The organism is Pseudomonas putida, from assembly GCF_001636055.1.
GTDB lineage: Bacteria > Pseudomonadota > Gammaproteobacteria > Pseudomonadales > Pseudomonadaceae > Aquipseudomonas > Aquipseudomonas machongensis.
In genome coordinates this window covers 2,948,357-2,963,611 of sequence record NZ_CP011789.1, presented here as the reverse complement: position 1 = coordinate 2,963,611, position 15,255 = coordinate 2,948,357, and the positions used below count along the sequence as shown (strand labels likewise).

The 15,255-nt window shown below is 63.9% G+C and carries 15 protein-coding genes; 2 read left to right on the top strand and 13 right to left on the bottom strand.

Going from position 1 to position 15,255, the window contains the following annotated elements:
• Positions 1-164 precede the first annotated feature (164 nt).
• Positions 165-647 (top strand): GNAT family N-acetyltransferase, encoded by a 483-nt coding sequence (locus AB688_RS13095; protein ID WP_063544572.1) that lies wholly within the window; start codon positions 165-167, stop codon positions 645-647.
• On the opposite strand, the gene AB688_RS13090 is transcribed toward AB688_RS13095, so the two are convergent.
• The 10 genes from AB688_RS13090 to AB688_RS13045 all read right to left on the bottom strand — a co-directional run bounded on the left by AB688_RS13090 (position 621) and on the right by AB688_RS13045 (position 9,849).
• Positions 621-1,241, bottom strand: coding sequence for a hypothetical protein (locus AB688_RS13090; RefSeq protein WP_063544570.1), 621 nt, complete (start codon positions 1,239-1,241; stop codon positions 621-623). The two genes, AB688_RS13095 and AB688_RS13090, sit on opposite strands and share 27 nt — an antisense overlap.
• A complete protein-coding gene (locus AB688_RS13085; RefSeq protein ID WP_054894156.1) occupies positions 1,241-1,939 on the bottom strand; it encodes a hypothetical protein in 699 nt (232 codons plus the stop codon). Before AB688_RS13085 ends, AB688_RS13090 begins: the two co-directional genes overlap by 1 nt.
• 97 nt (positions 1,940-2,036) lie before the next feature.
• Complete coding sequence (pstB, locus tag AB688_RS13080; protein ID WP_054894178.1) at positions 2,037-2,798, bottom strand: phosphate ABC transporter ATP-binding protein PstB; 762 nt, start codon at positions 2,796-2,798, stop codon at positions 2,037-2,039.
• 74 nt (positions 2,799-2,872) lie between these two features.
• The gene (pstA, locus tag AB688_RS13075; protein ID WP_054894155.1) at positions 2,873-3,766 is read right to left on the bottom strand and encodes a phosphate ABC transporter permease PstA; all 894 of its coding nucleotides are present in this window, start codon (positions 3,764-3,766) and stop codon (positions 2,873-2,875) included.
• Positions 3,766-4,731: a phosphate ABC transporter permease subunit PstC gene (gene pstC / locus AB688_RS13070; protein WP_054894154.1), complete on the bottom strand. Its 966-nt coding sequence runs from the start codon at positions 4,729-4,731 to the stop codon at positions 3,766-3,768. Before pstC ends, pstA begins: the two co-directional genes overlap by 1 nt.
• Positions 4,732-4,802: 71 nt before the next feature.
• Positions 4,803-5,831 (bottom strand): phosphate ABC transporter substrate-binding protein PstS, encoded by a 1,029-nt coding sequence (gene pstS, locus AB688_RS13065; RefSeq protein WP_063544568.1) that lies wholly within the window; start codon positions 5,829-5,831, stop codon positions 4,803-4,805.
• 179 nt (positions 5,832-6,010) lie between these two features.
• The gene (locus AB688_RS13060) at positions 6,011-6,718 is read right to left on the bottom strand and encodes an anti-sigma factor (protein ID WP_063544566.1); all 708 of its coding nucleotides are present in this window, start codon (positions 6,716-6,718) and stop codon (positions 6,011-6,013) included.
• Complete coding sequence (locus AB688_RS13055) at positions 6,715-7,254, bottom strand: sigma-70 family RNA polymerase sigma factor (RefSeq protein ID WP_063544564.1); 540 nt, start codon at positions 7,252-7,254, stop codon at positions 6,715-6,717. The genes AB688_RS13060 and AB688_RS13055 overlap by 4 nt, the downstream gene beginning before the upstream one ends.
• 100 nt (positions 7,255-7,354) lie before the next feature.
• A complete protein-coding gene (locus AB688_RS13050; RefSeq protein ID WP_063544562.1) occupies positions 7,355-7,876 on the bottom strand; it encodes a DUF3455 domain-containing protein in 522 nt (173 codons plus the stop codon).
• A 119-nt stretch (positions 7,877-7,995) separates the two neighbouring features.
• Complete coding sequence (locus AB688_RS13045; RefSeq protein WP_063544560.1) at positions 7,996-9,849, bottom strand: ABC transporter ATP-binding protein; 1,854 nt, start codon at positions 9,847-9,849, stop codon at positions 7,996-7,998.
• Between the two features lie 298 nt (positions 9,850-10,147).
• On the opposite strand from AB688_RS13045, the gene mrdA reads away from it, so the two are divergent.
• On the top strand, positions 10,148-12,043 hold the full coding sequence (gene mrdA / locus AB688_RS13040; RefSeq protein WP_054894148.1) for a penicillin-binding protein 2: 1,896 nt from the start codon (positions 10,148-10,150) through the stop codon (positions 12,041-12,043).
• Between the two features lie 39 nt (positions 12,044-12,082).
• Here the strand turns inward: mrdA and AB688_RS13035 are convergent, their stop codons facing one another.
• Genes AB688_RS13035 through AB688_RS13025 form a run of 3 tightly spaced genes read right to left on the bottom strand, consistent with a single transcriptional unit; the run spans position 12,083 to position 15,254 of the window.
• Positions 12,083-12,784 carry an NAD(P)H-dependent oxidoreductase gene (locus AB688_RS13035; protein ID WP_063544558.1) on the bottom strand — a complete coding sequence of 234 codons (702 nt, stop codon included), beginning with the start codon at positions 12,782-12,784 and terminating at the stop codon, positions 12,083-12,085.
• Entirely contained in the window at positions 12,781-14,424 is a 1,644-nt protein-coding gene (locus AB688_RS13030) for an ABC transporter ATP-binding protein (RefSeq protein ID WP_063544556.1), read from the bottom strand. The genes AB688_RS13035 and AB688_RS13030 overlap by 4 nt, the downstream gene beginning before the upstream one ends.
• A 2-nt stretch (positions 14,425-14,426) precedes the next feature.
• Positions 14,427-15,254 carry an ABC transporter permease gene (locus AB688_RS13025; protein WP_054894145.1) on the bottom strand — a complete coding sequence of 276 codons (828 nt, stop codon included), beginning with the start codon at positions 15,252-15,254 and terminating at the stop codon, positions 14,427-14,429.
• Position 15,255 lies beyond the last annotated feature (1 nt).

Here is a 15,255-nt window from a genome sequence, read left to right as displayed (position 1 = left end):
AGAGCTGATCGATTTGCACGTTTGTGACCCCTGGAATTCCGCTGATCGGATGGTGCCATGGACTCGTGCGCCGGGGAATCACCCGTTGGGGTGAGCGGTTCGGGATTGTCGGCCCCGCTGCGCTATGCTGCCAGGCTCACAAGCATCGACAAGGACGTTCCATCATGACCCTGACCCTGCGCCAGGCCCTGCCCGAGGATGTCGAACTGCTGTTCGACATCCGCACCAGCGTGAAGCAGAACCACCTTTCGCGCGAGCAGATGCACGACCTGGGCATTACCGCGACCAGCCTCACCGAAGCCATTGGCGAGGCACCCTGCACCTGGATTGCCGAATACGAACAGGAGGCGGTCGGGTTTGCCATGGTCGATCCAGGCGAAGGCGAGCTGTTCGCGCTGTTCGTGCGCCCGCAGCATGAAGGCAAGGGCGTAGGCCGATTGCTGCTGGAGCGGGCAGAACACGCGCTGTTCCAGCGTCATGAGCTGATTCACCTGATCACCGATGGTGACCAGGCTATCCGCGCCAATGGCTTCTATCAGCGCTCGGGCTGGATACTCGCAGGGGCTGTCGATGAGCGGGATGTGCGCTACGAGAAGCGTCGGCCAGACGCTGGCGCACTGTCAGGACAACAGTGCCTCGGAGGATGACTGGACTGGCACCTGGTGCCTGAGCGGCTGCTGCCAGGCCAGCTTTGCCTGGACATCGACGGCAGCGTCCATGACCTTCTGCGCCCAGTGCTTATCCTTGGGGCAGACTACGACAACGCGAAAACCATGGTCGTCGCCTTCGATGCGCACGCCTTCGGAATCATCGACATGCAGGTCGATATCGAATGCCGGCGGGAATTTCGAGGGAGGGTTTTCAAGACCGTTGACGTTCAGCACATGCTGGTGCCGGTCGCTGTTGACAACGCCATCGACGCGGATGCCGTAGAGCAACAGCCAACGACGGATGTAGGAAGGTGTGCGGCCGGACGAGGTATAGATCCAGACGCTATAGCCCTGGCGGCGCAGATCGCGAATCAGCGCGCGGGTGCCGATGCGCAGCGGCTCGCCAAGCCAACGATGAACGAAGCCCGGTAGCTTGCTGTGTTCTTCAGGGCTGTGGTGCGGCAGGCAAGCCAGCGTGTCGTCGATGTCGAACGAGATACGTACCCGAGGGCGTCTGAAGGCCCGGGTAACGCCCTGCCAGGCCTGGCGGCTGCCGGCGCGCCATTGCTTGAGCATCGGATAGCGACCCATCAGCGAACCTCCCGGTAGGCAGGCGTTGCAGCTTCGCCCAGGAAGAATTTTTCCGGATCGGGCGACTGCGCTTCCAGGAACGCCGCATACTTTTTCTTGATTTTGGGCAATTCGTACAAGGCCTTTACACCATGCTTGGCAGAGTTGCGTATGACCGAGGACGGGTTGAAATAGCCCTCGGCGTTGTCCAGCGTCAGCACGAACGGCGGTAGCCCTGCGCGCATCAGCAGATAACTGACGATGAGCGACCCCGTGCGGTTGTTGCCTTCAATGAACAGCTGCGGCTTGCTCAGGATGCGAACATACACGCCTGCTGCGCGTTTCCACACCGAATCGCTGCCATACGAGCAATACCAGTTGTACAGATCCTTGATGCCGCCTTCGACGTTGTTGAAGAAGTGTTCTTCGGTGGCGATCAGGTGCTGGGCGAACTCCACTCGACGTTCAGGATCGCTACCACACAGCACCGTGGCGTTGATCTCCAGCATCAGGTTCAACTGCTGCAGGTCGAACAGGTCGATACCCCGCGCGACATAGTCGTCAATCAGGGCATAGCCTTCAAGCACATTTTGCAGCACCTCATCGGTGAACGGGTCACGCGGTTCGGTAAAGTGCTTGCTGAGCTCGGTGAAACGCCGCTGCACATCCCGCAGTGCACGTTCTACCGCTGACAGGTCAAGACGACGCGTCGCACGCATAAGTAATCTCTGGAAACACTAAAACAGTAAAAACGGTCGGACTGTCGCAGCGGCCATCCTGGCCTGCGACATCCAACCGCTTCGGTCGAGTGAACGATCAGCTGAACTTGCCGCTGATGTAGTCACTGGTCAGTTGTTCGCGCGGGTTCTGGAAGATCTGGGTGGTTGGACCCATCTCGACCAGGTAGCCGGTGCGCGAGCCTTGCGAGATGTCCACCGAGAAGAACGCGGTGGTGTCGGCAACACGGATCGCCTGCTGCATGTTGTGGGTCACCAGGGCGATGGTGTAGTCCTTCTTGAGCTCCACCATCAGCTCTTCGACGCGCCGGGTCGCGATCGGGTCGAGTGCCGAACAGGGTTCGTCGAGCAGCAGCACTTCCGGCTCTGTGGCAATGGCACGGGCGATGCACAGGCGCTGCTGCTGCCCGCCGGACAGCGACAGGCCGCTGACCTTGAGCTTGTCCTTCACTTCGTCCCACAGCGCTGCACCTTGCAGGGCATGCTTGACGCGGTCGCCCAGGTCGCCCTTGTAGCGGTTCAGGCGCAGGCCGAACGCGACGTTGTCGAAGATGCTCATCGAGAACGGGTTCGGTTGCTGGAACACCATGCCGATGTAGCGGCGCACGACCACAGGGTCCACACCCTTGCCATAGACATCCTGGCCGAGGAAGTGCACGTGGCCTTCGAAACGGAACCCCTTCACCAGGTCGTTCATGCGGTTGAGGCTACGCAGCACGGTACTCTTGCCGCAGCCGGACGGGCCGATGAAACCGGTGATCTTGTTCTTTTCGATCGGTACATGGCTGTCGCGGACCGCCATGAAGTTGCCGTAGAAAATCTTGTCCAGTTTGCAGTCCATGACCACTGGTGCCTGGTTGACCAACGGAGCGGCTCTTTGCGCAGTCGATACGTTCAAGTTGGATGCTCCCGTTCTCAATACTTAGGCTTGCCGAAAACACGGCTGAGAATATTCACGACCAGCACGATCATCACCAGTACCAGCGAGGCCGCCCAGGCGAGCTCCAGCTGGTTGTCGAAAGGCATGCCGGAGAAGTTGTAGATCAGTACCGCCAGCGAGGCCGTGGGGTTCATCACCGCCAGGCTGCCATCGTGGTAGATCCAGTAGTTGCTGAACAATGCGGTGAACAGCAGCGGCGCGGTTTCGCCTGCGGCGCGGGCCACGGCCAGCATGACGCCCGTAAGGATGGCCGGCATGCCGGTCGGCAGGATGATCTTCCAGATCACCTGGGCGCGGGTACAGCCCATGCCGTAGGCGGCGTCCTTCATGATCTTGGGCACCATCTTCATCGCCTCTTCGGCGGTCAGCACGACGATCGGCAGCATCAGTACCGCCAGCGCCACACCACCGGCCGGTGCGGAATACGTGCCGGTGGTCATGACCACCAGGGCATAGGCGAACACGCCAGCCAGGATCGACGGCAGGCCGGTCAGCATCTTGGCGGCAAAGCGCGACGCATTGGCAAGCTTGCTGTCCGGACCGAGCTCGGCGAGGAAGATCGCCGCCAGGATGCCGACCGGCACCGCGATGGCAGCGGCGATACCGACCATGACGAAGGTACCGGCCATGGCGTTGCCGAAACCACCGCCCATCTCGAAGCCGGTGGGCGGCAGCTCGGTGAACACCTCCAGGCTCAGGCGTGCACCGCCGCGGGTGATCAGCATGTAGAGCACGGAAATCAGCGGCACGCTGGCCAGCAGGGCCACGCACCAGACCATCGTGGTCAGGGTCAGGCTGCGCAGGGCGCGGCCCTCGAACCGGCGCTGCAGGCTGGGCAATGCAGTTGCAGGGGTCGTGAGGTCGGTCATTATTTATTACCCCGCTGGGCGTAGAGCATGATCAGCGATCCGATGACGTTCACCAGCAGGGTGATGAACATCAGTACCAGCGCCGCGTACATCAGCACCTCGACCTCGTTCGGCCCGGCTTCAGGGAAGTTCAGGGCCAGCAAGGCCGCCAGCGTGTTGGCCGGGGCGAACAGGGAAAGCGTGATGGTGTTGGCGTTGCCCACCAGCATGGCCAGCGCCATGGTCTCGCCAAGGGCACGGCCCAGGCCGAGCACCAGGGAGCCGAAGATGCCAGTGGCGGCAGACGGCACCATCACCTTGAGGATGGCTTCCCAGTGGGTGGTGCCCATGCCGTAGGCTGCCTGCTTGGTCTTCATCGGCACGCTGGTCAGCGCATCCTGGGACACGGCGGCCACGGTGGGCAGAATCATGATGGCGAGCACCAGTGCTGCTGGCAGCAGCCCGGGCCCACTCAAGGAGGAACCGAAGAACGGAATCCAGCCCAGTTCGCTGTTCAACCATGCGGTCAGCGGACGGATCGCCGGGATCACCACATAGATGCCCCACAGGCCGTAGACGACGCTGGGGATGGCGGCGAGCAGCTCGACGATGGTGCGAAACACCGCAGCGAGTTTTGCGGGCAGGAAATCCTGGGTGAGGAAAATCGCCATGCTGACACCGAAGAAACCGGCGATCAGCAATGCAATCAGGGCGCTGTAGAGCGTGCCCCAGATCGCCGGCAGAATGCCGTATTTGCCTTGGTTAACGTCCCACACGCTGCCGAAGAGCACATCGAACCCGTGCTTCTCCATACCCGGCAGCGCCTTGCGCCCTACTTCGTAGACCAGCGCAAAGACCAGTGCCAGCACCAGCACCACGCCGATACGTGCAAGTGCACGGAACGTACGGTCGACCAGGAAATCCTTGGTTGACGGCGGCTGGCATGCAGAGTCGGGGTTATCCGGAATGGCAAAAGGTGTGTTCATGGATTATTTCCGGGACAGGGGCAGAGGCGCCCGGCCTGCCTGCAAGGCAGGCCGGACGCAACCTGGCAGTCTTACTGGATGTTCTGGGCCGCTTTGCGCACCTGGTCGACAACCGACTGCGGCAGCGGGATGTAGCCCATCGAGTCGGCGATCTTCTGACCTTCGGTCAGGCTGTACTCGATCATGTCGCGCATGGCCTTGGCCTTGGCGGGGTTGCCGTTGTCCTTGCGGAAGATCATCCAGGTGTAGGAGGTGATCGGGTAGGACTTGGCACCGTCCGGATCAGGCAGCCAGGCCACCAGGTTTTCCGGCATCTTCACTGCTGCCAGTGCTTCGGCACCGCTTTCGGCGTTCGGTACGACATACTGGCCGGCCTTGTTCTGCAGGGCAGCGAAGTCGACCTTGGCCAGCTTGGCGAAGCCGTATTCGATGTAGCCGATGGCGCCCGGGGTCTGGCGTACGGTGGCGGTCACGCCGTCGTTCTTCGGCGACTTGATGAACTTGTCGGTCGCCGGCCAGTTCACGGTGTTGCCCTCGCCCAGCGCTTCCTTGAAGCCAGGGTTGATGGCCGACAGGTGCTTGGTGAAGACGGCGGTGGTACCGCTGGAGTCTGCACGCACGACCACGGTGATCGGGGTGGCAGTCAGCTTCAGCTCAGGGTTGGCAGCGGCGATCTTCGGATCGTTCCACTGGGTGATCTTGCCCAGGAAGATGTCGGAGTAGACGTCGCGCGGCAGCTTCAGGCCCTTGGGGTTGCCCGGCAGGTTGTAGGCCAGGACGATCTCGCCCGCAGTCATCGGCAGCAACTGAACGCCCTCGCCGACCTTGGCAATTTCTTCGTCTTTCATGGCCGAGTCGCTGGCGGCGAAATCGACGGTCTTGTTCAGGAAGTCCTGGACACCGGCGCCACTGCCCTTGGACTGGTAATCGACGGTGACCCCATCGGTCTTCTTGCTGAAATCCTTGAACCAGGTCAGGTAGATCGGTGCAGGGAAGCTCGCACCGGAACCGGTCAGGCGGACGTTTTCTGCGGCGAAGGCCGAAGTGGCGCTAAGCGAAACGGCAACGGCGAGTGCAGCAGACTTCATCAGGCGTATCATGGAAAAGCGCTCCGTGTGATGGCCGGAACACTTTGCAGCAGCTGTATTACAACTTTGTGACCATTGGGTGGCAAACCACCTGCTCAGCCCCCATGAATCGGGCCGACAAGGCAATTTGATGCCATTTCGTAGTAACTAAATGTGACTAGTCCCCAGCGGCAGTCACCAGCAACTGAAAATCAAATGACCTTCACCGAACGCCCGATGAACTTCACAGGGCCAGTCGGCCGGCCCGTGGGTGAGCCGCCCGCCTTCTCCAGCGTCAGTTCGAACAACTGATTGGGTTCAAGAGGCGGCAGGTCGCGCAGCGGAACGCGATACTGCTCGCCAGGCTTGACCAAGCCCAGGGAGACTGGCGCCTGCCATTGCTCACCCTTGGTCCAGAATTGCAGGGTCATCCCTTCGGGCACCTGATCCCGACCCAGCGGGACCAACGCGATGGTCTGCGCATCGCTGGCCTGCACGACCCAGCCGGGCACCTGATCGGTCGGCGCTACCAGCACCACCAGGTAATGGGTCGTCGCAGGACGGGTGGTCAGCAGGGCCAGGCTCAGCAGCACCGTCGCCGCCAGACCGGCGACGCTCACGCCTTGCCATAGGGCCAGACGACTCCACCATCGGTTTGTCGGACGCACCTGGCGGGCCTGCTCCGAAATACTGCGGTCGATCCGTCGCCACAGACGCGTGCTTGGCTTTTGCGGCTCGGCCAGCGTGGTCAACTCGAGCAGGCGCGCTTCCCAACGGTCGACAGCCGCCCGCAAGTCCGGCTCGCGGTCCAGTCGCGCAAGCACCGCAGCGCGCTGTTCGGCAGACAACGTCCCCAACACATACTCCCCCGCCAGCACGTCGAGCAGTTGCTTAGGGTCATCGGTTGAACCCGGCGTCATGTCATGCACTCCCGCAGCGCCTCGAGGCTTCGCTTGATCCACGCCTTGACCGTCCCCAGCGGCGCCCCCATCAGGCTGGCGATTTCCGCGTGGCTGCAGCCGTCTACATAGGCATGCAGGACACACCGCTGCGGTGCAGGCTGCAGTTGCTCAAGGCAGCGATAGATCTTCGCGGAGCCTGACCAGATGGCGCCCTCGTCGAATTCCCCAACCAAGGTCGCGATGTCCGCGTCGTCCAACGCCGTCTCCGGTCGGCTGTCGCGCACGGCATTCAAGGCCAGGTGGCGGTTGATGCTGTAGATCCAGCCCCGGGCCGAACCTCGCGTCGCATCGAAGCTGGTCGCCCGCGTCCAGATGCGAATGAACGCGTCGTGGACGATATCCTCGGCCATGGCATCATCGCGCACGATGCGCCGCACCACCCCGAGCAAACGCGAACCTTCATGGTCGTAGAGCGCCTGCAAGGCGCTGCGGTCACCCCGCGCGCAAGCGGCAAGGCAACCCTGGAAATCGAAAGGCGTAACGGATGAATTCACTCTCGGCACGGTCCTGTGTCGGCGCTGACACCCGGCCTTGCGGCCGGGGCTCGTAGAGCAGCGTAGATGATCCATTGCCAAGCGTGGGTTCAACCACGCGTCATTTTGCAGACCAGAAGATGTAGTCGGCCTGGTACTTGACGATCTGCTGCGCCCCCTTGTTCTGCGCTGTACAGGCCATTGCCGGCGCCACACCGCCCTGGGTGGCGAGGCGCTGGATGTAGCTGACCCCGTGCATTGCCCCTTTACCCTCGGCCGGATTCGCCTTGACCAGTTGATACGGCAGATCGCCTTTGCCCGCAGGGGCTACGGCAAGCTGGGTGCCGGTGACTTTCGAGCCGTCCTTGGCCTGCCAGGTGGCGGGCGGGCCAAAGTAGTCGCCGACAGCCTTGCCACTGCGGTCGCTGAGGGTGGCCTTGGGACCGACGAAGAACCACTCGGTCTCGCCCGGCGCATTGCTTTTGTCCCGGCACTCGTAGGTGATTTCACCGACGCCGACGGTTTCGAGCATGACCGTGTGCCCTGCGGGCACCTTGATGGCATCGGGCACCGCAGCATGGGCAGCCTGTTGCGCGAGCATGAAGCTCGATACGAGCAGGATCGAGGCAAACGGGATTTTCATGGGATGGACTCCTGATGGGTACGCGGTTGGGCAGTCGATGACTGCTACCTTCCTGTACCCGCCAGCAGCCGTTGTGGATGCAGACTAGGCAATCCTGGCGACGAACGGTCGCAGGACGCCTATTCGGTGGACTCCACCACGCCCTGATCCTCGCCCAGGAAACCACCGCTCTGATGCTGCCACAACCGCGCGTAGGTGCCGTTTCTGGCCAGCAGTTCAGCGTGGGTGCCCTGTTCGATGATGCGCCCTTCGTCCATGACGATGAGCCTGTCCATGGCCGCGATGGTGGACAACCGGTGAGCGATGGCGATGACCGTCTTGCCCTGCATCATGTCATCGAGGCTTTCCTGGATGGCGACCTCGACCTCCGAGTCCAACGCACTGGTGGCCTCGTCGAGCAGCAGGATCGGGGCATTCTTGAGCATCACCCGCGCAATCGCGATGCGCTGGCGCTGGCCACCGGACAGCTTGATGCCACGCTCGCCGACCAAGGTGTCGTAGCCGGTGTTCCCTTGGCGGTCGCTCAACTGGCTGATGAAGCCATCGGCCTGGGCACTGGCGGCAGCACGACGGATCTGCGCCTCGCTCGCCTCGGGGCGACCGTAGGCGATGTTGTCGCGAATCGAACGGTGCAACAGCGAGGTGTCCTGGGTGACCATGCCGATGGCGCTGCGCAGGCTGTCCTGGGTGACCTGGGCGATGTTCTGCCCATCGATGCGGATCTCGCCACTGTGTACGTCATAGAAACGCAGCAGCAAGTTGATCAGCGTCGACTTGCCCGCACCGGAGCGGCCGACCAGGCCGATCTTCTCGCCGGGGCGAATCTCAAGGCTCAGGCCATCGAGCACCTGGCGCTCGCCGTTATAGTTGAACCGCACATTATCGAAGCTCACCGCCCCGCCGTGGGTCACCAGCTCTCCCGCGTTCGGCACATCCTGGACCTTGGGGCCGGTGGTCAGGGTCACCATCCCGTCCTGCACGGTGCCGATGTTCTCGAACAGCGAGGTCATCTGCCACATGATCCAGTGCGACATGCCATTGACGCGCAGTGCCATGGCAGTGATCGCCGCCACTGCGCCGGCGCCCACTTCGCCCTGGTGCCACAGCCACAAGGCGTAACCTCCCGCGCCCATGATCAGGCCGACCACCAGCGCCTGGTTGGCGATCTCGAACAGGCTGACCAGGCGCATCTGGCGAAAGCCGGTCTGCTTGAAATCTTCCATCGCCGCACGGGCGAAGTGTGCCTCGCGCCGGGAGTGGGAAAACAGTTTCACCGTGGTGATGTTGGTGTAGGCATCCGAAACCCGCCCTGTCATCGACGAGCGGGCATGGGCCTGTTCCTGGCCGACCTTTCCCAGGCGCGGGACGAAATACACCATGGTCAGGCCGAACAGCACCACCCAGGCAATGAACGGCAACATCAGCTTGAGCGCGAAACCGCCGGCCAGGGCAATGATCGCCACGAAGTACACGCCGATACCCGGCAGGATCTCGATCAGGGTGAACAGCACCTCACGCACCGCCAGCGCCGTCTGCATCACCTTGGTGGTGACCCGGCCAGAGAACTCGTCGGAGAAGAACGACAAGCTCTGGCGCAGCATCAGGCGATGGAAATCCCAACGCAGGCGCAGCGGCAGGTTGATCGCCAGCACCTGATGCTGCACCAGCGTGCGCCCCGCCACCAGGGCGATACTGACCAGCAGCACGGCCCCCGCGCCCCACAGCACCCTCGCTTCCTCGGCGGTCACCGCATCGCCCACTTTCCAGGTCGAAAGCAGGTCCACCACCTGGCCGAGGAAGGCGAACAGCCAGGCCTCGTAGATCGACACTGCCGCGCTGAGCAGCGCCAGCGCCACGATATAGCCCCGGGCGCCGCGCGTGCAGGCCCACATGAACCGTGCCAGGCCCATGGGCGGTGGTGGGGCTTCGTCGGGTGGGAAGGGGTCTAGCCAACGCTCGAATATGCGCAGCATGGAAGTCTCCGAATAAGCCAAACAAGGGATTGTGCCAGTTCATGACGACAGGTGGCAGAAATTGACATCGACAGCGGTGCGCAGCCGGCGACCGGGCGCCAGCGGTCAGATGAAGGAATTTTCATCTTCCACGCCAGCGCGCTGCTACCGGGGTGGGCGGCACGTCACGCTGTTCGCTGGCCGTGACCGACCTTGAGCCGACCGCCGAGCTTGCGTAGCATCCCCGGCCCTTGGGGCCGCAGACGGCCCACTGCGGGCCAGCCCTCGCCTTCACTCGTCATCACTTCAGCGAGCCCCCATGCCACAGCCGATTCCCCTCAAGGACCACGAAAAGGAAAAGCACCTGGTCAACCGCCGGCTGCTGGTCTGCGCCGCGCTGACCCTGGGCCTGGTTGCCGTGCTGATCGGCAGGCTGTACGTCTTGCAGGTGCTGCAGCACGACCAGCAATCGGCGGTCTCGGAGAACAACCGCGTGCACGTGCTGCCCATCGCCCCCGAACGCGGGTTGATCTACGACCGTAACGGCGTGGTGCTGGCCGACAACAAGCCCAGCTTCAACCTCACCATGACCCGCGAGCGCACCAACGGCCAGACCCCCGCCGTGCTCGATGCCCTGGCCAAGATCCTGAACCTCTCCGACGACGACCGCGCCCAGTTCGACAAAGACCTGCGCCGTGGCCGCAAGCCGTTCGAACCGGTCACCCTGATGTTCGGCCTGAGCGAAGAGCAGATCGCACTGATCGCGGTCAATCAGTTCCGCCTGCCCGGCCTGGACGTCGAGCCGCAGTTCATTCGCGAATACCCGCTGGCCGAGCACTTTGCCCATTCGGTCGGCTATGTCGGACGGATCAACGAAAAGGAAGCCAAGACCCTCGACAGCACCGAGTACCGCGGCACCCAGTCGATCGGCAAGACCGGCGTCGAGCGCTTCTACGAAAACGAACTGCACGGCCATGTGGGGTATGAGGAAGTCGAGACCAATGCCCAGGGGCGGGTCATGCGCGTGCTGCGCCATCACGATCCGGTGCCGGGCAAGGATATCGTCCTGAGCCTGGACGCCAAACTGCAGCAGGCCGCCGAAAAGGCCCTGGGCGATCGCCGCGGCGCGGTGGTGGCGCTGGATCCAGCCACGGGCGACGTACTGGCGATGGTCAGCAACCCCAGCTTCGACCCCAACCTGTTCGTCAAGGGCATCAGCTTCAAGCAATACGCCGCACTGCGCGACTCGATCGACCGTCCGCTGTTCAACCGCGTGCTGCGCGGGCTGTATGCGCCAGGCTCGACGGTCAAGCCGGAAGTGGCCATCGCCGGCCTGGACAGCGGCGTGATCAATCCGGGTAGCCGCGTGTTCGACCCCGGCTACTACGAGCTGCCCAACTACGACCACAAGTACCGCAACTGGAACCGCAGCGGCGATGGCTGGGTGGACATGTACACCGCCATCATGCGTTCCAACGACACCTACTTCTACGACCTGGCGCACAAGCTGGGCATCGACCGCCTGCACGACTACATGGCCGAGTTCGGCCTGGGCCAGAAGGTCTCGCTGGACATGTTCGAGGAAGCGCCCGGCCTGATGCCGTCTGCACAATGGAAACGCGCCACCCGTCGCCAGGCCTGGTTCCCCGGCGAAACCTTGATCCTCGGCATCGGCCAGGGCTACATGCAGGTCACCCCGCTGCAACTGGCGCAGGCCACCAGCCTGCTGGCCAGCAAGGGGGTGTGGCACCGTCCGCACCTGGCCATGACCGTGGGTGGCGAGCACCCGGTCGACCCGAACCCCATGCCCGACATCGTGCTGCATGACAAACGCGCCTGGGACCAGGTCAGCCAGGGCATGCAGATGGTCATGCACGACCCGCGTGGCATTGCCCGTGCGGCCGCCGCCGGCGCGCAGTACCGGATTGCCGGCAAGAGCGGCACCGCGCAAGTCGTGGCGATCCGCCAGGGCGAGCGCTACAACCGCGACAAGACCCTCGAGCGGCACCGCGACAACGCCCTGTTCGTGGGTTTCGCCCCCGCCGAGCATCCCTCGATCGTGGTGGCGGTGATGATCGAGAACGGCGAGGCTGGCGGCCGGGTGGCCGGGCCCGTGGTGCGCGAGATCATGGATGCCTGGTTGCTGGATGACCAGGGGCACCTGAAGGAGCAGTACGCCGGGAGCGCGGGCAAGGGCGCGGTACCGCACGGCTGATGCCAGGCTGCCCGCCTCCTGTGGACGCGGGTTCCCCCATCACCGCAACGGATACAGCGCCTCGTCGAACTGCTCCAGACGCGGGAACACCAGTGGCTGGTCATCCGAAAGCTGTTCCAGACGCTGACGATACTGCACCAGGAACTCACCCCGCGCCTCGTCGCTGATATAGGGCACGTGCCAGGCCACGAACGGCGCCAGCACCTCGAAACCGACATAGGCCAAGGTGCCGCGCAGGATCGGCCGCAGCATGTCTTCCAGCGGCCCGTGGATCGCCCCCTCGCCGAACATGTGCTCACGCCCGCCCAGGGTCACGGTCACTAGCGCCTTCTTGCCCGCCAGGCCACCCTGGTCGTAGAAGCGCTTGCCGCCATAGCACACCCCCGACACCAGCACCCGGTCGATCCAGCCCTTGAGCATGGCCGGGGCGGAGAACCAGAAGATCGGGAAGTTCAATACCAGCAGATCGGCCCACAGCAGCTTGTCCAGTTCCTGCTGGATATCCGCGGCGATGGAGCCGCTCTTGACGCCCAGGCGTTGTTCCAGCGCATAGACCAGATACTCCGGGTTTTCACGGGTGCTGAAATCCTCGGCGCTGGCCACCGGGTTCCAGCCCATGGCGTACAGGTCGCTGACCTGCACCTGGTGTCCCTGGGCCTTGAAAGTCTCCACCGCCTGGTCGCGCAGGGCGGCGGTGAAGGAATGCGGTTCAGGGTGGGCGTGGACGATCAGTACGTTCATGGAAGCTGTCCTTCGGCAATTGGCTGGGTAGTGGCAGCGGCGCGACCGGCCAGCAGGCGGTCGAGCCAGTCCGGGTCCATCTGCGGTTCGCAAGAGAACAGCAGCCCGGTGTAATCCTGATACGGCGGGGTAAAGATCGACTCGCGCCGCCCCTGGTCCACCACCCTGCCCCGCTGCATCACCATCACCTCGTCGGCGATGGCGCGCACGGTGGCCACATCGTGGGTGATGAACAGGTAGGCCACGCCCAGCTGGCGCTGGATGCGGTCGAGCAGCTTGAGCACGCCTTCGGCCACCAGCTGATCAAGGGCCGAGGTCACCTCGTCGCAGATGATCAGTTGCGGTTCGGCGGCCAGGGCGCGGGCGATGCATATCCGCTGTTTCTGCCCGCCGGACAGTTCGCGGGGCTGGCGCTCCATGAACCTGGCAGGGTCCAGCTCGATCATCTCCAGCAGCTCGGCGACCCGCTCGCGCAGCGCCCTGCCCTTGAGCCCCAGGTAGAACGCCAGTGGGCGACCGATGATGTCGACGATGCGCTGGCGTGGATTGAGCGCGGTGTCGGGGATCTGGTAGATCATCTGGATGCGTCGCAACTGTTCCTTGCTGCGCCGCCGGTAGTCAGCCGGCAAGGCTTCACCGTCGTACAGCACCTGGCCGCTGCTCGGTTGCAGGAGCCCGGTAATCAGCCGCGCAGTGGTGCTCTTGCCGCTGCCGGACTCGCCGATCACCGCCAGCGTCTGGCCGCGCTGCAGCTTGAGCGACACATCGTGCAGCACCGGCTGGGCGCCGTAGCTGGCCGAGGCGTTGCGAACCTCGAGCAGTGGCCGGGCCTGCGCCTGGCTGGGCTTGGGTTCGGTATGGAAGCTGCGCACCGCCCACAGCGAACGGGTGTAGTCCTGGCTCGGGGCGCCAAGCATGGTGCGGGTGGCAGCCTCCTCGACCAGGCTGCCATGGCGCAGCACCATGATACGGTCGGCGATCTGCGCCACCAGGGCCAGGTCGTGGCTGATGTACAACGCTGCGCTGCCGAAGCGCTTGACCGCATCGCGAATGGCGGCGATCACCTCGATCTGGGTGGTCACGTCGAGCGCAGTGGTCGGCTCGTCGAACACGATCAAGTCCGGGTGGCAGGCCATGGCCATGGCGGTCATCACCCGCTGCAGTTGGCCACCAGACACCTGGTGCGGGTAGCGCCGGCCGATGTTCTCCGGGTCCGGCAGGCGCAGCACGCGGTACAGTTCGACCGCCTCGGCCTCGGCGGTGGCACGGTCGATTCCGCCGTTGATCACGGCGGTTTCCACATGCTGGTCGATCAACCGATGCGCCGGGTTGAACGACGCCGCAGCGCTCTGCGCCACGTAGGCCACCCGTAGGCCACGCAGCTTGCGCAGTACTTCGGGGGCCGCGCCGACCAGTTCCTGGCCGTCGAAGCACACCGAGCCACGAGCGATGCGGCAGCCGTCGCGCACGTACCCCATCGCAGCGAGGCCAAGGGTCGACTTGCCCGCCCCCGACTCACCGATCAAGCCCAGTACCTCGCCGCGCTGCAGGGTCAGGTCGATGCCCTTGACCAGCGGGTGCCAGGCGTCGTCGGAGTGACCTTCGATATGCAGGTCGCGGATTTGCAGTAGCGGTTTCATGCTCAGCACTCCTTCAGGCCGCTGGACTTGTGCAGCACCCAGTCGACGACGAAATTCACGCTGACGGTAATCAGCGCCACCGCCAGCGCCGGCAGCAGCGGGCTGACATCGCCGAAGGTGATCAGCACGGCGTTGTCGCGCACCATGCTGCCCCAATCGGCGGTGGGCGGCTGGATGCCCAGGCCGAGGAACGACAGTGCACTGATGAACAGGAAGACAAAGCAGAAGCGCAGGCCGAACTCGGCGATCAGCGGCGCTGCGGCATTGGGCAGCACCTCGCGGGTGACCAGCCACCACAACCCTTCCCCGCGCAGCCGCGCCGCCTCGACGAAGTCCTGCACCACCACGCTCATCGCCACCGCCCGCGACAGGCGGAACACCCGGGTGGCATCGAGCAGCGCGATCACCAGCACCAGCGAGGTGGTGGTGGTGCCGACCACGCTGAGAATCAGCAAGGCGAAGATCAGTTGCGGGATGGCCATGAGGATGTCCACCACCCGCGACATGCCCTGGTCGATCCAGCCACCGCGAATCGCCGCCACCAGCCCGCAGAAGCCGCCCAGGGCGAAGGCCAGCACGGTGGTCAGGAAGGCGATGCCAAGAGTATTGCGTGCGCCATAGACCAGGCGGCTGAACATGTCGCGGCCCAGGTTGTCGGTGCCGAGCAGGAACTGCCCGCCCCAGGGTGCGAAGCCCTCGCCGACCACTTCGGTCTCGCCGAACGGCGCCACCAGCGGCGCGAACAGCGCCACCAGCACATACAGCAGGATCACCAGCAGGCCGAACTTGGCGCTCAGCGGCGCACGGCGCAATTGCGTGTACAGGCTCATG